We start from the raw sequence: 18,621 nt of genomic DNA on the forward strand, positions 1-18,621 counted from the left end.
CAAAAAGTTTATTGATCAGCAACTGTAACAAATAGGCGGAGTGCATAGTCATACCAGCAAGTTTTTTATATTTATACCATGCCGGTAAAAACCTCTTACAAAGAAAACATTTCCATTGCATTACAGTCTATAGCCGGCAACAGGCTGCGCACCTCATTAACCGCGCTCATCATAGCTATTGGTATCATGGCGTTGGTGGGTATTTTAACGGCCATTGAAGGCATCAGGCAGTTCACTAATGATGCTTTTGCCGATCTTGGCGCCAACACATTCACCCTGCAAAACCGTGGCGAGGGGTTGAACTTCGGCAACGGCGGGCATCGTAAAGTGTATCCGGCCATTACTTATGACCAAGCTGTACGCTTTAAAAATACTTTTAAATTGCCGGTAGCTATAGCCATTAATTTAGAGGTAAATGGTACCGCAGTAGCCAAATACGGCAATCAAAAAACCAATCCAAACATATCTATCTCCGGCTCAAACGAAAATTACCTGGTTACAGCGGGTAAAAAGCTGGCTTTCGGGCGTAATTTTTCAGCTTCTGAACTGGAACATGGATCGAACGTGGTCATTATTGGCGACGAGATTAAAAAGAAACTGTTTAAAACCGAAGACCCGATAAATAAATCGATATATCTTGGTACCGATAGGTTCAGGATAGTTGGTGTATTTGCATCAAAAGGCTCAAGTTCATTCGGAGGCGATAAATTTTGCGTGATCCCGGTATTGAAAGCCAAACAGATAGACAGTACCAAAAATGCTTCGTTCACAGTAACCATTAAAGTAGCCACTCCCGGTGCCCTTGATGCTACCATAGGTGAAGCCACTTCCTTATTCAGAAACGTAAGAGGGCTTAACGTAATTAACCAGGATAACTTTGAAATAAGCCGAAGCGATTCCATTCAAAAAGAGCTTTCAGGTCAACTTGCAGGTATTACAGCCGCCGGTTTTGCTGTAGGTATTATCACGCTAATCGGTGCCGCCATAGGGCTTATGAATATCATGCTGGTATCAGTAACAGAACGCACCCGCGAAATTGGTGTGCGAAAAGCTATAGGAGCAACCCCGGCAATCATTCGTAAACAATTTTTAATAGAGGCCATAGTGATCTGCCTTATAGGCGGTGCAGCAGGTATGATACTGGGCATGGCTGCCGGAAACCTAATTGCCGTACAAATAAGCGGCGCATTTGTAGTGCCATGGGGATGGCTGTTCTTTGCAGTGGTGTTGTGTACGTTTATTGGTTTGATATCGGGTTACTACCCGGCAAAAAAAGCAGCAAAACTGGATCCGGTTGAAGCTTTGAGGTACGAATAGCAACAATACCGAACTAAAAAACGCAACGATTACATTTACAAAAATTATTACCAGAACCCTACAGAAACAGCAAAGTGCAATTTAAAAGAAAGAGGTCACCCTTAAACTTTTAGATGACCTCCTTATAGAAAACGTATATAATTTAAACGACGGAATAATTTGCCACTCCACTATACCATTCCTGGGCGTGGCCATATGCGGTATAGGTTACGTTTATTGTACAATTCCCGTTTGCATCGATAGAGTAAGTACCACTTGCTGTACCGGCACCTACCGCGTTATCAGGGCTAGTCCCAAAATACTCAACCAAAAATGCGTTAATGTTACCGCTATTCGTTTGCCCGCGCCCGCTTAATGTAACACTATTATTGCCGTTGCTAAAATAAAAATCATATTGCACCAACCTGGCATTTAGCCTGGTAATGTGAACTGATTTTAACTTATAGGCATTTTTTGACTTAGCGGGTGAAAACCCGAATAATACTTGACTGCCAATTGCCAATAAAACAATTAACACCACTTTAAAGAGTTGTCTATTTTTCATAATAATATAGCTTTTGATATAAAGTTATATTTATTATATATAAAATACAAGCAAAAATACCAACTTATTATTTTACAAAAATAAAAAATGTTAATAAAAACAACACCCTACCTTTTCCCCCTAAAGGTTTTGAAATAACTCGTAAACAGGATATTTCCTTCATTCAGCGCGAAGTTACGCTATCGCCAAACTCCAACTATAAACTATATTAATATTTATAAATGAAGAAGGTACATCAAACTTACCTTCTTCGGGATGTTTTTTTAACAACATCACTATGTTTTCTATAAATACCTAATAGCATATTCAGAACAGCGAATCTTGTATGGCGTATACATCAGGGTCCTCTGCGAGAGACCCTGATGGGACGTTAGCATTTAAAACAAATAAAAAAATCGTTATTGCTTCGTACCACAACAACGATTTTTTAGGCTATATCATTTTTGCAATACTGCTTTTGCTAAAACAACATCTTATTCTTAAGCGGATAGTCGATAAGCAATTTTTCGATATAGGTTGTTCTTAGTGCATCGCCAAATGCTGCGGCGTGCCTTAAGTGGTGCATATCACTTGAAATAAAATCTATCAAACTATTATCAATCAGGTCTTCGGCCATCTTCTTTATCTCCTTGCCGTAATACCCGGTAAGAGATATGGTGTTAAGCTGAAAGTCGACACCCCAACTGTGCAAATTTTTCAATTTCTCTAAATCAAGGTATTGATAGCGCTCGGGGTGGGCCAAAATAGGTTTATACCCTTTATCATGAAGCTTTTGAATTACACTGTAAGTATTTGGCGGTTGATTTATAAATGAAAATTCAAATAATACGTGATTATCGCCCATGGTCATGATCGGGCCATCCTCTACACGAGCTTCAAACGTTTCATCAAAATAGTGTTCGGCAGCGGCTTCAACCGGTATATCAATTCCCTGCTTAACCAGTTCGGCTTTTAATATAGCAAGCGCGTTTCCTATGGTTTCGGGGGTGTTGCGATAAAAATCTATCATGATGTGTGGCGTAGCGATAACTTTTTTATCCCCAATTCCATCATCTTTTTTATCAATTCTACCGAGTCTTCAGGCGTTTTAGCGCCATCGTCAATTCCCGGTAACACATGCGAGTGCATATCAACCATGATTCCCTCATAATTGAACTTTGATTCCCTTACTGCCTTCTTCCTCTTAAAAAGCCCGAACATTTTTATCTATCGTTATACTGACTGCTGTAATATTGCTGGTAATGTCCCGACGTTACATCATTAAGCCAATCTTCATTAGCCAGGTACCAATCAACTGTTTTTTCCAAACCTTCTTCAAAAGTTATGCCCGGCACCCAACCCAAATCATTTTTTAATTTGGTTGCATCGATAGCATATCTCAGGTCATGCCCGGCCCTGTCTGTCACAAAAGTGATCAACTTAGCCGATTCTCCCTCAGCTCTGCCTAATTTTTTATCCAATATACTGCAAAGCAATTTGATCAGGTCAATATTTTTCCATTCATTATGCCCGCCTATATTATAGGTTGAGCCCGATTTGGCATTATGAAATATTACATCAATTGCCCGCGCATGGTCTTCAACCCAAAGCCAATCGCGGATATTTTCGCCCTTACCATATACCGGTACAGGTTTACTTTGCTTGATATTATTAATTGCCAGCGGAATAAGTTTTTCCGGAAAATGGAATGATCCATAATTGTTTGAGCAATTTGATATTACGGTATCCATACCATAAGTATCCTGGTAGGCCCGCACAAAATGATCAGAACCCGCCTTTGAAGCCGAATATGGTGAATGTGGATCATAGGCAGTTTCTTCAGTAAACATCCCCTCATCGCCAAGGGTACCGTATACCTCATCGGTAGAAACATGATAAAAACGGGTTTTATCATATTTGCCTTTCCAGTGCTCACGGGCGCTATTCAATAAATTTACGGTGCCTACCACATTGGTCATCACAAAATCAAGGGGGTTAGTGATCGACCGGTCTACGTGCGACTCGGCAGCAAGATGGATCACCGCATCTGGATTTTCAGCCGCAAAAAGTTCATTAATAAAAGCAATATCAACAATATCTCCCTTTACGAACTTATAATTAGGTTCATTTTCAATATCCTTTAAATTGGCCAGGTTACCCGCATAAGTAAGCTTATCTAAATTAACAATGATGTAATCAGGATAATTTTTCACAAACCTGCGCACCACATGCGAACCAATAAAACCAGCGCCCCCTGTTATAATGATCTTTTTCATTCCTTGCTGTTGATATTAATTGAATGGATTTTGAGCAATATATTTTTCCCACTCCCAGGCTGATGACATCATTTCGCCAATACCAAGTTTAGCTGTCCAGCCAAGCTTGGTTGATGATTTGGTAACATCGCCCCAAACCTGCTCCACATCACCTTCACGGCGCGGGCCAATTTCATAGTTCAGTTTTTCGCCAGTAGTGCTTTCAAAAGCATGAATTACTTCCAATACTGATGTGCCATTGCCTGTGCCCAGGTTAAACACATCATAACCTTTAAATTCGTCTTTTTCGGCAAGCCTTAACGCGGCTACATGGGCTTTCGCCAAATCAACTACGTGAATATAATCGCGGATGCAGCTACCATCAGGCGTGTTATAATCATTACCAAAAACGGTTATTTTTTCGCGTTTGCCTATGGCAGTTTGTGTAATAAAAGGCACCAGGTTTTGTGGTACACCTATTGGCAACTCCCCGATCAAAGCAGACTCATGGGCACCTACGGGGTTAAAATAACGCAACGAAATCACTTTATAATCGCTGCCGGAATTTACCATATCAACCAAAATTTCTTCGGCTATTTGCTTGGTATTACCATATGGCGATTGCGCAGGTTGTACCGGAGCATTCTCAGTAACGGGTAATTTTTCGGGCTGTCCGTAAACTGTGCAGCTTGATGAAAATACAAAATTGATAGCCTTACCGTAATAAGCTTCGAGCAGATTGATAAGAGAATAAAAATTATTCCGGTAATATTTCATTGGTTTTTTTACCGATTCGCCCACCGCTTTAAAGGCTGCGAAGTGGATGATACCACCTATTTCGGGTTCGGCAAGTGCAAGTGATCTAACGGCGGCTTCATCGCAAAGATCAAGCTTATGAAATACCGGGGTAAAGCCTAAGATCTTTGTAAGCTGATCTAATATTTTGGGGTCCGAGTTCGACAGGTCGTCAACGATAATGGGGTCATACCCCGCGTTAACCAGCTCAACAACGGTGTGCGAACCAATAAAACCCAAACCGCCTGTTACTAATATTTTCATGGTTTAAATAGAGAGTATGTTTGAATGTTCGGCAAAGTAAGCAGATTGTGACAATTCATCCGCTTTTATATTATAAAAAAGGCCAAAAAAATTAATTTCCGGCCTGGTTACCTTTACTTATTGTAATAGGTAAAGTCTTTATGGTTTATTTCATGTTCGGGCAACGACTTGAAGTATTCTAAGGTGATCTTCAAACCTTCACTCCTGGATACTTTTGGCTCCCAGCCTAATATAGCTTTGGCCTTGGTAATATCCGGGCGGCGTTGCTTCGGATCGTCTGTTGGCAAAGGCAGGCTGATCAGCTCCTGGTTGGTACCCGTCAGCTTAATGATCTCCTCGCCAAATTGTTTTATCGTGATTTCATCAGGGTTGCCGATATTCACCGGCTGGGCGTAATCGCTGTGCAATAATCTGTAGATCCCTTCTATCAGGTCATCTACATAGCAAAACGACCGCGTTTGTGAGCCGTCGCCAAACATGGTCAGCGGTTCGCCCCGCAGTGCCTGCCCTATAAAAGCCGGTAACACCCTTCCATCATTCAGTCGCATCCTTGGGCCATAAGTATTGAAAATCCTAACGATCCTGGTTTCCAACCCGTGGAAGGTATGGTAAGCCATGGTAATAGCTTCCTGGAATCTTTTGGCTTCATCATACACCCCTCTCGGGCCTACCGGGTTTACATTACCCCAATATTCCTCTGGCTGAGGGTTGATGTTCGGGTCGCCGTATACTTCCGATGTGGAGGCGATCAGCATCCGTGCCTTCTTGTTCCGGGCCAGCCCCAGCAGGTTATGGGTTCCCAGTGAACCTACTTTCAATGTCTGGATCGGAATTTTCAGATAATCTATCGGGCTGGCCGGTGAGGCAAAATGCAGGATATAATGCAGTTCGCCCGGTACATAAACAAACTTGGATACGTCATGGTTATAAAACTCAAAGTTCTCCAGTTTGAACAAATGTTCGATATTCCTCAAATCGCCGGTGATCAGGTTATCCATCCCGATCACATGATAATCTTCCTTAATAAACCTGTCGCACAGGTGCGAGCCTAAAAAACCGGCCGCTCCTGTAATCAGGATCCTTTTTCTTTCTGTCATATTGCTACTGTTTTACGGCCTATACTGTTATAATAAAATCCATAATCTTTCATCCTGTCCAGGTCATACAGGTTACGCCCGTCAAAGATCACCGGCGACTTCAGCTTTTCCTTCATAAAGTCAAAGTCTGGCGTACGGAATACCGGCCATTCGGTCACAATCAGCAAAGCATCTGCATCTTCAAGGGCATTGTACCGATTGGTGGCATAGCTTATCTTATCGCCAAGTAGTTTTTTAACGTTTGGCATGCCTTCCGGGTCGTAGGCGGTTACTGTCGCCCCGGCTGCTAATAGCTCATCGATAATGTACAGTGCTGGTGCTTCGCGGATATCGTCGGTTTCCGGTTTAAAAGCCAGTCCCCACAGGGCAAAATGTTTTCCTTTCAGTCCGCCTTCGCCATAATATTCACGCATTTTAACTACCAGCCGTTTCTTCTGATTTTCGTTCACTTCCATCACCGAGTTGAGGATCTTGAAGTCGTATTTATTTTCTTCGGCTGCTTTTGACAGGGCCTGCACATCTTTAGGAAAACAGCTGCCCCCATACCCCACACCTGGGAACAGGAAGCGTTTGCCAATACGGCCATCTGCTCCTACCCCCTTGCGTACCATATCTACATCCGCCCCTACCAGCTCGCACATGTTTGCAATCTCGTTCATGAACGTGATCTTGGTGGCTAAAAATGAGTTGGCTGCATATTTGGTTAGCTCGGATGAGCGTTCGTCCATGTATAATATAGGGTTACCCTGGCGCACGTAAGGTGCATATAAATCGCCCATTACCTGGCGGGCTTTTTCGTCCGTTGTACCGATCACTACCCTATCCGGTTTCATGAAGTCTTCTACGGCTACGCCTTCGCGTAAAAACTCGGGGTTGGATACCACAGCGAAGGGAACATCGGTATTGGCTTTCATCACTGCGGTTACCTTATCTGCCGTACCTACAGGTACCGTTGATTTGGTTACGATCACTTTATATTCGGTGATCAGTTTGGCGATATCTTTTGCCGCGCCAAGCACATAACTCAAATCGGCTGCTCCATCGGCTCCCGGAGGCGTTGGTAACGCCAAAAAGATCACTTTGGCCGGGGCTATTGCTTCGGCAAGATTAGTGGTAAAGGTTAGTCTTTCCTGTTTAATGTTACGCAGAAATAAAATATCAAGACCCGGTTCATAGATCGGCATTTCGCCATTCCGCATCTTGTTTACTTTTTCTTCCACGATATCTACACAGGTTACTTCATTTCCCGTTTCGGCTAAACAAGTTCCCGTTACCAGGCCTACATAGCCCGTACCAATTACTGCAATTTTCATAGTGTTAAATGTGTTTTAAATTTAAGTAAGCAATATTTGTATGATCAATCATATAACCGACTTATTATAGCACCGGGCGGGCCATAAACTAATATTGTAATTATTGTTATTACTTTTATGCCCGGCTAAGATAATCATTCAGCGTTAAAATTGATGTTATTATATAATATAGGTATCAAATTATATTCCCTTTTTATCCGTTTTGCCGCATTGTTTAACAACAAGGCAAAACTTTGGGTTGCAGGGCGTAAAAATCCTGTCTTTGTACGTATAGAAAGCAGTATTTGGTTTCATTTTGCTTCACTTGGCGAATTTGAGCAAGGAAGGCCGATACTGGAAGCAATGAGAAATTTACACCCCAAAAAGAAAATAGTAGTCACTTTTTTTCCCCTTCGGGATATGAGATCAGGAAAAACACCTCCCTTGCGGACTATGTTTACTACCTGCCTTTGGATACTGCCCGAAACGCCCGCAGGTTTATTGATGCCATTAACCCCGAGATTGTCATTTTTACTAAATACGAGTACTGGTTCCATTTTTTTAATGAAGCAAACAAGCGTAATATCCCCCTGTATATCGTATCAGGCATCTTCAGACCCACACAGGTGTTTTTTAAATGGTATGGCGGTTTTAATCGCAGAATCCTAAGTCTGGTATCGCACTTCTTTTTACAGGATGAGGCATCTACGCAGTTATTGAAAGGTATCGGTATTACTAACACATCAGTTAGCGGCGATACCCGGTTTGATCGCGTTTGGGCAAATGCACAAAACCCTAAAGTGCTGCCTTTGATACAACAATTTAAAAACGGTCACAAGTTATTTATAGCAGGCAGCACCTGGCCACAGGATGAGAATATATTAACCAAATTAGTAAGCCAGTATCCCGACTGGAAATTCATCTTCGCTCCGCATGAAATACCGGAAGAAAAGATTAATAACTTGATAGAGTTGCTTCCGCAGGGAAATGCGATCACTTTTTCTCAGCTAAGAACTGAGGCAGAAGGCTTAAAGTCAGGAGATTTTATTAACCAATCGCTTACATCTAACAATCTTCAATCGCTGGTGATAGATAATATCGGCATGCTTTCATCGCTTTATGCTTATGCCGACGTTGCTTACATAGGTGGCGGCTTTGGTGTGGGTATTCATAATACCCTGGAGGCAGCCGCGTTCGGTCTGCCGGTTATTTTTGGCCCCAATTATCAGAAATTTAACGAAGCCAAGGAACTTATAGCCATTAATGCCGGTTTTAGCATCAGCAATGAAACAGAATTAAAAGATATTGTTGACACACTGGTTAATGACGAGGCGTTTTATAATATTACCCGTAAAAAGGTATTTAATTATGTGAAGGAAAATGTAGGGGCTACGGAAATGATCATGAAGTATATCGATAAATAAAAAATGCCATTAATGATATGAGGAACGAGTGAGAAATTGTACACCCGGTAAGTAAACCATGTATGGTGGATTTGCAGGAAGCAGAAGATTTCTCTTCACACCCAGCTTCGCGCCCTTCGCCGTTCATCGAAATGACAATTTTATAAAAAGACTATTCCATCATTCAAAACAAAACATGGCCGTTTACTGTACAAAAGCCATAAATTCTTAATATTGCCTTAATGGGTTTTTTACATCTGCCCGGCTTGGGCAAAGCACATTTTCACGAGTATGGTACCGGTCAAAAACCGCTGCTGGCCTTTCATGGCTATGGCATGACTGGGAAACAGTTTCATGTACTTGATCAATCCATCCTACCCCAATATCACATCTATGGTTTCGATCACTTTTTTCACGGCGAAAGCAGGCTGGATGGCTGGACAGAACAACAGATCGTGGCCGGGATGCCCAAAACCATGGTAAGCGGCTACATGGAAGAATGGTTTAAGCTTTACGGCCGGCAACGTTTTTCGGTAATGGGCTATTCTATAGGCGCCAACCTGGCCCTGATATTGGTTGAAGAATATGCCGATATGATTGATGACATCATTTTAATGGCCCCTGATGGCCTTGCTGTATTTAAAGGCTTTCATTTTATATTGCATAATACGCTTGGACGCGCAATTTTCCGTACGGCCACAAAAAGCAAATGGCTGGCACCTTTTTTAGTTAAAAGCATGAAAACCGTTGGCGCTATTGACGAAAGCCTTTACCGCATAGCTTATAATGAAATTGATACCGAACAAAAACGGCTTGACACCTATTATACCCTAAATTTGATCAGGCAGTTAAAGCCTGATGTGCAGAAAGTAGCACAACTAATCAATCAGCATAAAATTAAATGTTTGCTGATATTTGGCAGGCATGATAAACTATTCCCTAAATCGGCGGCAATGCCATTTTTAGGAATGCTTCATAATGCCGAAGTGCATGAAATTGAACTTGGGCACTGGTTGGTTACAAAGGCACTTGACGAGTATTTAGTTAAATAAACATGGTACCTTCGCGTAAAAAGAAATTTTGGAGTAAATTATTCATCCGTTGTGTAAAATGGTGGATCGGCCGTAATTTTAAAGAGGTTAATGTACAGCCCTTTGAGCCACGCCCGGGCCATTCAATATTGCTTTTGACCAATCATTTTAGCTGGTGGGATGGTTTCATTGCTAACCGGACAGCTGTTTATGATCTCAAAAAGCAATTTTACATCATGATGCAGCAGGACCAGTTCGATCAGCATAGTTATTTTCGATACATTGGTGCCTACTCCATTCAAAAGGGGTCAAGGGCGATACTCGACTCGCTCAGTTACTCGGCCGGGATATTAAATGATCCTGATAATCTTATCGTGATATTTCCGCAGGGCGAGCTCTATTCAAACCATGAAACATTTATACGTGTTGAAACCGGTGTTTATAAACTGATGCGACAGATAAAAGGCCCCTGCCAGGTGGTTTATCATTGTACCCTGATCGATTACTTTGAAAGCCTGAAGCCCCGCGCCTATGTCCATTTGTTTGATTTAGGTGTTGCCGGCGAACTTAGTTTTGAGCAGTTGAAGGAGAACATTAATAACGCACATCAGCAAGCGTTAAAAAACCAGATCAATATGGAACACTAATTATATCAGCACAAATGTTTCGAATTATATCGAATTGGCACTAATTTCATTTGATAAGCCATCAGCAAATTTCGTGTAATTCGATAAAATTGTCGCCGACATGCAATACATTCGTGTAAAATATGATCCGCAATAAAGAAAACTTTTTCATGACCCGTATTGTCCATTACTATGTTAAATGGATAGTTGGCAAAACGTTTCATGAACTGTTGTTTAACGACATTGTAATTGATAAAAATAAATCGGTGCTGCTGATAGGCAACCACTTTAGTTTTTGGGATGGGTTGATATTATACTGCGTAAACGATAAATTGCTAAAGAAAAAGTTACATGTCATGATCCTGGAAGAGACTGCCCGTAGCGAGCGCTTCCTGAAATTTGCCGGTGCTTTTTCGGTAAAAAAAGATTCAAAAAGTATCATCCAGTCCCTTGACTATGCGGCCGGATTGCTTACCGATCCGGCAAATTTGGTTTTGATATTTCCACAGGGCAAACTGTATGCTAACTTTGTTACCGGCATAAACTTTGAAAAAGGGGTTATGAGGATCATTGAAAAAGCAAATGGGAATTTCCAGCTCGTTTTTGCTTCAACTTTTATTCAGTACTTTAAACATAAAAAGGCAACGGCAACCGTTTATTTAAAAAGCGAACCAGAAAATTACACCGGTAAAAGCATAAGTAAATTACAGGAAGCTTATCAAAGGCATTATGAAGCCTCCAAATTACTGCAAACCGAATTTGATATATAAAAAGTGACCATAGCTATATTAATAACCCTCTTTTTTATCATACTCAGGTTTGCGGTAACGCTATTCAATTATATCTCCAACCCCAAACTGCCCCATATAGGGCGGTATTATTCGGATAAAGTTTCTATCCTGGTCCCTGCACGTAACGAGGCCGAAAACATATTAACCCTGTTAAATTCCATCCATCGGCAGGACTATAACAACTACGAGGTTATTATTTATGACGATGATTCAAGCGATGATACTTACCAGGTTTGTACTGAATTTGCCGCCGGGCACCCTCATTTCAGGGTGTTAAAGGGAGGTAAATTACCAGATGGCTGGATGGGGAAAAATTACGCCTGCCACCAAATGGCTAAACAGGCCGATGGTAAATATCTGCTGTTTTTGGATGCCGACAGAACAGGTTAGTAACCGCCTTATCAACAGTGCTGTGCACCGTATGCATTTGCACCAACTGGGTTTATTAAGCCTGTTCAGCAATCAAACCATGCTTACCCTCGGCGAGAACCTGGTAGTGCCTCTCATGCATTTCATATTGCTAAACCTGCTGCCTTTACGCCTGGTATATATATTAAAAAACGCCTCAGTAGCGGCCGCCAGCGGTCAGTTTATGTTGTTTGATGCTGCCATTTATCATAAACACCAATGGCACAAAGCGGTAAAAAACAAGGTGGTGGAAGACGTGGAGATCATGCGCCTCATAAAAGCGGAGCGTTATAATGGCGAGGCCCTGCTGGCCAACGGCATGATCAGCTGCCGTATGTACCGGGGATATGGCGAAGCTATAAATGGGTTCAGTAAAAATTTCCTGGCGGCTTTTAACTACAGCATCATTGGTTTTTTGGTGTACATTACCATCACTATTGCCGGTCCGCTGATTATCATGACAACCCTGAACATGCCGCTGATACTTTTTACCGCAGGCCTTATTTTTCTTACGCGGATCATGATCTCCCTTTCGGCCGGTCAAAAAGCGGAGTATAACATCCTTTTACATCCTGCTCAAATGTTTAGCCTGCTTGTCGTAGCTGTTTTATCCATCCAAAGGTATCTCACCAAAACCACGATGTGGAAAGGGCGAAAAATTTGAAACCCATAGCATCCGATAATGCTGTCCAGAAAAAAACAGGATCTGTATCATAGTTATTTTCCTGTTTCACCTGGTAGGGTTGATAGGCTTTATTATCCCCTCATTAACCGTATTATTTATAACCCTGGTACCATGGCATTTACTATTGATGCTTGGGATTATCATTTATAGTTATGACAATTTCGACAGCAGGTTTCTGCTGTTTGCATTGACCGCCTTCGGCATCGGCTTCATGGCCGAATACATCGGTGTACATACCGGTTGGCTCTTCGGGCATTATCAATATGGCAGAACACTTGGCATTAAACTATTTGAAATTCCCTTGATGATCGGGGTAAATTGGTTCCTGCTGGTCTATGCCGCGGGCATTACCCTGCAGCGAAGCCGCCTAAAAAGTACATTGGTTAGAATACTTTCAGGAGCTATGATCCTTACCCTGCTCGATGTGCTGATTGAGCCTATTGCCATACATTTTGATTACTGGCATTGGCTGGATGCTGGCGTTCCGTTTAAAAACTATGTTTGCTGGTTTGTGCTGAGTGCATTGTTGCTTTTTATATTTGAGCAGTTTAAATTTAAACGGCAAAGCATTGTTGGCCCAACATTACTGATTGCGCAGTTTTTATTTTTTGCTGTTTTGAATTTGGTTTATTGAGCTAAGGGATCAACTATTTAGTGATATAATAATCATCAAAATCAACGCAATCATTACAATCAACGGTTATTTTTGCCGTAAATTTACAGCACCATGGGAGATTATCAGTTAAAAGTTACTATTGACCAGGATTCGGGCTTTTGCTTTGGGGTGGTTTATGCCATTGATATGGCCGAGGAGATTTTAGAAGAAGACGGCTACCTGTACTGCCTTGGCGATATTGTGCATAATGACGAAGAGGTTGAACGCCTGAAAGCAAAAGGCCTTCGCATCATTGAACACGACCAGCTTAAAGATCTCCATAATGAAAAGGTGCTCATCCGTGCCCATGGCGAAGCTCCCGACACCTACCGTACGGCTTTAGAGAATAACATCACCCTTATTGATGCCTCATGCCCGGTAGTGCTTAAACTGCAAAACCGCATCAAAACCTCATACGACTCGAACGAGAAGATCCTGATTTTTGGCAAGCACGGTCATGCAGAAGTGATTGGCCTGCAGGGACAAACTAATGATGAAGCAATAGTTTTCCAGGATATTGCCGAGCTTGACAATGTAGAACTGCCGCACAACATTACGCTGTATAGCCAAACCACCAAGAGTATGGATAAATTCTACTCGGTTAAAGATGAGCTTATTTCACGCGGCTACGACCTTAAGGCTAATGATACTATTTGCCGTCAGGTAAGTAACCGGGATAAAGACCTGCCCAAATTTGCAACGCGCTTTGATAAGATTGTTTTTGTATCGGGCAAAAAATCATCAAACGGTAAGGTATTGTATGAAGTATGCCGCAAGCACAACCCCAATACTTACTTCATATCCTCAACCGACGAACTGGATAAAAACATGTTTGCGCCAAATGATACCATTGGTATTGCCGGTGCAACATCAACACCCATGTGGCTGATGCAGAAAGTAAAAGCCGCTATAGAAAGCTTTTAACAGCACGCTTTTTGCTGTAATAGGTAACATGCAAAAAAGTCCATCAAATATTGGTTTATTTGTGGCCGCGCTGGTAATTGGCTGCTGGGCAACAAGTATTACATTACTGATGCAATGGCATTTCAGCTTCAGCAATCCTCTTGTTTATGTACTGATGCTGGTGCAAATGCACCTTTATACCGGGCTGTTCATCACCGCTCACGATGCTATGCATGGTACAGTTTCGCCCGATAGGGGCTTAAATAACTTTGTGGGTTACCTCAGCACTTTCCTATATGCCTCGTTCTGGTACCCCCAATTGTACACAAAACACCACAAGCACCATAGCCACGTACATACCCATGAAGATCCGGATTATCACCAGGGCAGCTTTTTTGCATGGTATGTACAATTTATCCGCAATTACCTGTCCATATGGCAAATTGTGGTGATGGCTGTTGTATTCAATATCCTGAAGATCTGGATCCCACAGCCAAACCTGATTATGTTTTGGGTTGTACCATCATTGCTGAGCACATTACAGTTATTTTACTTCGGTACATATCAGCCCCATAAAGGCGAACACGATAACCGGCACTTTGCCCGGAGCCAGCGCCGTAATCATTTGGCTGCATTTTTTAGCTGCTATTTTTTTGGTTATCATTATGAGCACCATGAATCGCCGGGTGTACCATGGTGGAGATTGTGGAAAGTTGTTAAATCCAACCCGCGTTAGGGATCGGAGCGGATACCGGCCTGTGACTAACGCCCGTGCAGTATGAGCGTAGAGCCCGGCCGCAGGCAACGCCCTAATCATATAAAAATGCTGATACGCTAAATTCCTTATCAACATATCTCCTTAAAAACAAATAACACAATTCCTAAATTCAATTTCTACTTTCAAACATTCACTTATCTTACACCTCATTTATTTGTAAATTGTGACCACCGTCATAACTTACGGAGCATTTTTTGCTATTTTTGCGCCTACAGTTATGGCTAAAAAAGGAATTTTACTGGTTAACCTGGGCACCCCGGATAGCCCCAGCACAGCAGATGTAAAGCGTTATTTGAATGAGTTTTTGATGGATCCGCGGGTTATTGATATCGGGGCCATTTCACGCACTCTTTTAGTCAAAGGCCTTATTGTTCCGTTCAGGGCACCTAAATCGGCCAAATTGTACCAAGCCATTTGGGACCCTAAAACAGGCTCACCACTGTTACATTACAGTGTTTTACAACAGCAGGCTTTACAACAGCGCCTTGGCGATGACTATATGGTTGAGCTGGCTATGCGTTACCAAAATCCTTCTATCGAGTCGGCTTTGGAGAAGCTGAAAGCAGCCCTTGTTGAAAGTATCCAGGTAATCCCTTTGTTTCCGCAATATGCTTCGGCCAGTACCGGGTCTGTTTATGAAAAGGTGATGGACATTGTTGGCAAATGGCCAACATCGCCAAATATTACGTTCATCAACTCTTTCCACGATAATGAGCTGATGATTGAAACTTTTGCTGATAACGCTCAAAAATATAATCCCGAAACGTACGATCACGTTTTATTTAGCTTTCACGGACTGCCGCAAAGGCAGCTGATTAAAGCAGACCATACGCATAACCACTGCCTTAAATCGGCCGGCTGCTGCGAAACGCTTACTGATGCCAACAGGTTTTGCTATTCGGCACAATCACATCATACGGCGAGACTGATAGCTGAAAAAATGGGCATTCCGAAAGAGAAATATACCATCTGCTTTCAATCGCGCCTGGGCAATGACCCATGGGTGCAGCCTTACACCAGCGAAATTGTAGCCAAACTGGCCGGCGAAGGTAAAAAACGTCTCCTGGTATTTTGCCCCGCCTTTGTAGCTGACTGCCTTGAAACCGTATATGAAGTAACTACCGAATATGGTGACGAGTTTAAAGCTCTCGGCGGTGAGCATGTGCAACTGGTTGAGAGTTTGAATGATGCACCTAAATTTATTGATGCCTTAGTGCAGATGGTAAAGCCTTCTTAGGAAAACTCCCCTGTTGAATATAATTATTGCCTAACGGAGCTGTTTTATAGCATATGTTAGGCTTTTTTATTGCATAAAAAAAGCATCTGCCCATTGCTGAACAGATGCTGTACGATTTTTATATAATTGATAGTTTAACCTACTTTTACATTTACCGCATTTAAGCCTTTTTTGCCTTGCTCTACATCGTAGGTAACGCTATCGTTTTCACGGATAGTGTCGATCAGGCCTGAGACGTGTACAAAAACTTCGGCACCACCATTAGTTGGTGTAATAAATCCGAAACCTTTGGTTTCATTAAAGAATTTTACTGTTCCTTGCATTATATTTTTATTTAATTACTACAAAGGTAACATTAATTATTAACAATCAATTAAAAATAAGGCCATTACACGTTTATAGTTTTCAGAAGTGTAATTTCCTGTTAAAAACTACCTCTTAAAACAGCATTTGTCAACTCCCGGAAGCCTTAACACTTAGTGTTTTAACCTGGTTATTGCTGTAAAGGAGCACTGCTGTAAACATGATATTCGCCGGGTTGCAGCGTCATGGAATATGGCAATGATGTTACACTTATACTGGTTTTGTTAATGTTATCATACCAGGTTCCGGTAGCCGGGAAGCTGATACTGCCGGTTTGCAGCACCACGTCAAAATTGCCTACCACCTCAACATTCGCGCCGGCATCTTTTAGTTGGATTGTTTTAATGGGACCGGCAAGATCATAAGTATAATTGGTTGAGGCAAATACAGCGTTCTTTTCCTTCATCTTAATCATCTTTGCATAAACACCATATAAATGCCTCCTGTTAGGGTCGGTATTATAGTTCCAGTAGATAGGTTTATTGCTGGTGCGGCCTCCCTGGTTAATACTTACATCATAACCAAGCTCCCCAAACTGCCACAGCATTTTAGGTCCCGGAACCGAAAACAGGAACGCGGCTGCCATTTCTTCGCGCGCCAAACCTGTGTTTTTATCTTTTACATTGTAGCTGCCAACCGCATTGCCATAGCTTTCATTTTTAAACTGCAGGCGTTCCTCATCATGGCTTTCAAAGTAGCCTACCAGGTTATACGGCTGCGTAAACGTATGCTGATCATAAAACAAACCCTGAAAATTGGAGTTGGTTAGCCAGCCCATAGTAGCTTCATTGGCATTATAGTTCAGGTTGTTCCAAAGCATCATGCCTTCGCCGGCCAGTTCTTTTTCTTCCTGGTTAGCCGCAAAATGTTCCAGTATTACGTAGAAGTTATTATTATCGATGCTTTTTATATAGTTGTTATAATCTTTCCAGATGGCTACACGACTGGCATCATATTGGCTCCATGCGTTCACGGCTGCATCAGACGTGCCATAGTTAACCTGGGTAAAACCTTTTGAAAGGTCGAAGCGAAAACCATCTATCTTATACTCCGTCATCCAGAATTTGAGCACGTTTTTTACAAAATATTTAGTGTCGGCGCTTTCATGGTTAAACTGGTAACCTACATTGTAAGGATGCGTTGGGTCCACATTATACCAGGGATTGTTGGCCGCAGGTTTGCCCGCTGTTGTATTAAAATACATTTGTACCATTGGCGATTGGCCAAAGGAGTGATTAAGCACTATATCCTGGATAACCGCTATACCCCGCGAGTGGCACTCATCAATAAAAGCTTTCAAGGCGTTTTTGGTACCGTAGTATTTATCAGGTGCAAAATAAAAAGACGGATTATAGCCCCATGAAAGATTGCCTTCAAACTCATTAAAAGGCATCAGTTCAATAGCATTAACTCCCAGGTTTGAGAGATACTTCAGCGTATCTGTAAGGGTTTGATAGTTATGGGCGTCAATAAAATCACGAACCAATAACTCATAAATAACCAGGTTCTTTTTATCGGGACGGGTAAAGCTGGTGTTTTTCCAGCTGTACGCAGGCTGACTGGCCTGAAAAACGCTTACATTACCGGTAGTTTTCCCGGCTGGATACTTTTTTAAGTTGGGATAGGTATCTGAAGAAATGTATGAATCGTTATCAGGGTCAAGCACCTTTTCGGTATATGGATCAGCTACCTTCAATGATTTATCAATATAAAACTGATAACCATATTCAGCAGCGGGATCGAGGTTATCAATTTGTACCCACCAGCGTTTGCCATCGGGTGTGTTATTCATCACGGCCTTGGTATCATTTACATCCCAACCGTTAAAATCACCTATTACTGATATGGATTTTTTGCCCGGCGCATACAGGTTAAAAATTACCGATTTACCCGAATTGATAAAAGTAACCCCATCTTTTGCACCAGCCGGCAACGCCTTTCCGGTGTTTACCACCGTATCACCGGGAACGTTCCCGGAATTGCCCGGCAAAACTTCTTTCTTTTTGCATGAAGTAAAACCGGCCAATAAAAGTCCGGCAAGTAATAAGTAAACATTTTTAATGATCATATTTTATTATAATTGGTTTTTTGCGGTAAAACAGCTGGTAGCCGGTTGGTTTACAGGCCAAACGTACGCAACGCAATATCAGTAAAATAATTGGTAAAGTTACCTTTCATTAAATTATGTACTTATCAAT

The 18,621-nt window shown here is 42.0% G+C and carries 17 protein-coding genes and 2 pseudogenes; 11 read left to right on the forward strand and 8 right to left on the reverse strand.

All coding sequences use genetic code 11. The features are described 5' to 3' along the window. Window positions 1-78: 78 nt before the first annotated feature. Window positions 79-1,317, forward strand: coding sequence for an ABC transporter permease (locus ACQ86K_RS25740; protein ID WP_091165792.1), 1,239 nt, complete (start codon window positions 79-81; stop codon window positions 1,315-1,317). A gap of 142 nt (window positions 1,318-1,459) precedes the next feature. Here the strand turns inward: ACQ86K_RS25740 and ACQ86K_RS25745 are convergent, their stop codons facing one another. The 6 genes and pseudogenes from ACQ86K_RS25745 to ACQ86K_RS25770 form a co-directional block, all read right to left on the reverse strand. Then, on the reverse strand, window positions 1,460-1,861 hold the full coding sequence (locus ACQ86K_RS25745; protein WP_091165788.1) for a hypothetical protein: 402 nt from the start codon (window positions 1,859-1,861) through the stop codon (window positions 1,460-1,462). Between the two features lie 460 nt (window positions 1,862-2,321). Beyond that, window positions 2,322-3,061: pseudogene (locus tag ACQ86K_RS25750) on the reverse strand (tyrosine-protein phosphatase). A gap of 2 nt (window positions 3,062-3,063) precedes the next feature. Next, window positions 3,064-4,116 carry a dTDP-glucose 4,6-dehydratase gene (gene rfbB, locus ACQ86K_RS25755; protein WP_091165779.1) on the reverse strand — a complete coding sequence of 351 codons (1,053 nt, stop codon included), beginning with the start codon at window positions 4,114-4,116 and terminating at the stop codon, window positions 3,064-3,066. 15 nt (window positions 4,117-4,131) lie between these two features. Beyond that, entirely contained in the window at window positions 4,132-5,154 is a 1,023-nt protein-coding gene (gene galE / locus ACQ86K_RS25760) for a UDP-glucose 4-epimerase GalE (protein ID WP_091165775.1), read from the reverse strand. Window positions 5,155-5,267: 113 nt separating this feature from the next. Then, the gene (locus ACQ86K_RS25765; RefSeq protein ID WP_091165770.1) at window positions 5,268-6,251 is read right to left on the reverse strand and encodes a UDP-glucuronic acid decarboxylase family protein; all 984 of its coding nucleotides are present in this window, start codon (window positions 6,249-6,251) and stop codon (window positions 5,268-5,270) included. Continuing rightward, window positions 6,248-7,564 carry a UDP-glucose dehydrogenase family protein gene (locus ACQ86K_RS25770; RefSeq protein ID WP_091165765.1) on the reverse strand — a complete coding sequence of 439 codons (1,317 nt, stop codon included), beginning with the start codon at window positions 7,562-7,564 and terminating at the stop codon, window positions 6,248-6,250. The genes ACQ86K_RS25765 and ACQ86K_RS25770 overlap by 4 nt, the downstream gene beginning before the upstream one ends. Window positions 7,565-7,717: 153 nt before the next feature. On the opposite strand from ACQ86K_RS25770, the pseudogene ACQ86K_RS25775 reads away from it, so the two are divergent. The 10 genes and pseudogenes from ACQ86K_RS25775 (at window position 7,718) to hemH (ending at window position 16,060) form a co-directional block, all read left to right on the forward strand. Then, window positions 7,718-8,967, forward strand: a pseudogene (locus ACQ86K_RS25775) (3-deoxy-D-manno-octulosonic acid transferase). A gap of 221 nt (window positions 8,968-9,188) precedes the next feature. After that, a complete protein-coding gene (locus ACQ86K_RS25780) occupies window positions 9,189-9,998 on the forward strand; it encodes an alpha/beta fold hydrolase (RefSeq protein WP_091165758.1) in 810 nt (269 codons plus the stop codon). A 2-nt stretch (window positions 9,999-10,000) separates the two neighbouring features. Further along, the gene (locus tag ACQ86K_RS25785; protein ID WP_091165755.1) at window positions 10,001-10,624 is read left to right on the forward strand and encodes a lysophospholipid acyltransferase family protein; all 624 of its coding nucleotides are present in this window, start codon (window positions 10,001-10,003) and stop codon (window positions 10,622-10,624) included. 122 nt (window positions 10,625-10,746) lie between these two features. Beyond that, a complete protein-coding gene (locus tag ACQ86K_RS25790; protein WP_091165753.1) occupies window positions 10,747-11,373 on the forward strand; it encodes a 1-acyl-sn-glycerol-3-phosphate acyltransferase in 627 nt (208 codons plus the stop codon). A 3-nt stretch (window positions 11,374-11,376) separates the two neighbouring features. Then, window positions 11,377-11,784 carry a glycosyltransferase gene (locus ACQ86K_RS25795; protein ID WP_431199042.1) on the forward strand — a complete coding sequence of 136 codons (408 nt, stop codon included), beginning with the start codon at window positions 11,377-11,379 and terminating at the stop codon, window positions 11,782-11,784. Then, entirely contained in the window at window positions 11,765-12,466 is a 702-nt protein-coding gene (locus ACQ86K_RS25800) for a glycosyltransferase (RefSeq protein WP_431199043.1), read from the forward strand. Before ACQ86K_RS25795 ends, ACQ86K_RS25800 begins: the two co-directional genes overlap by 20 nt. A gap of 148 nt (window positions 12,467-12,614) precedes the next feature. Continuing rightward, on the forward strand, window positions 12,615-13,121 hold the full coding sequence (locus ACQ86K_RS25805) for a carotenoid biosynthesis protein (RefSeq protein ID WP_431199044.1): 507 nt from the start codon (window positions 12,615-12,617) through the stop codon (window positions 13,119-13,121). A 93-nt stretch (window positions 13,122-13,214) separates the two neighbouring features. Then, window positions 13,215-14,066, forward strand: coding sequence for a 4-hydroxy-3-methylbut-2-enyl diphosphate reductase (locus tag ACQ86K_RS25810; protein ID WP_091165745.1), 852 nt, complete (start codon window positions 13,215-13,217; stop codon window positions 14,064-14,066). 28 nt (window positions 14,067-14,094) lie between these two features. After that, window positions 14,095-14,781 carry a fatty acid desaturase gene (locus tag ACQ86K_RS25815; RefSeq protein ID WP_091165742.1) on the forward strand — a complete coding sequence of 229 codons (687 nt, stop codon included), beginning with the start codon at window positions 14,095-14,097 and terminating at the stop codon, window positions 14,779-14,781. Window positions 14,782-15,040: 259 nt separating this feature from the next. Next, complete coding sequence (hemH, locus tag ACQ86K_RS25820) at window positions 15,041-16,060, forward strand: ferrochelatase (protein ID WP_091166956.1); 1,020 nt, start codon at window positions 15,041-15,043, stop codon at window positions 16,058-16,060. 134 nt (window positions 16,061-16,194) lie between these two features. Here hemH and ACQ86K_RS25825 read toward each other — a convergent pair whose 3' ends face one another. Both ACQ86K_RS25825 and ACQ86K_RS25830 read right to left on the reverse strand, forming a co-directional pair. Further along, a complete protein-coding gene (locus tag ACQ86K_RS25825) occupies window positions 16,195-16,386 on the reverse strand; it encodes a cold-shock protein (protein WP_090528875.1) in 192 nt (63 codons plus the stop codon). Between the two features lie 167 nt (window positions 16,387-16,553). Next, window positions 16,554-18,491: an alpha-amylase family glycosyl hydrolase gene (locus ACQ86K_RS25830; protein ID WP_091165739.1), complete on the reverse strand. Its 1,938-nt coding sequence runs from the start codon at window positions 18,489-18,491 to the stop codon at window positions 16,554-16,556. Window positions 18,492-18,621: the final 130 nt, after the last annotated feature.

Origin of the sequence: Mucilaginibacter sp. P19 (assembly GCF_050632265.1) — a bacterium.
In the GTDB taxonomy this organism is placed as follows: Bacteria; Bacteroidota; Bacteroidia; order Sphingobacteriales; family Sphingobacteriaceae; genus Mucilaginibacter; species Mucilaginibacter gossypii.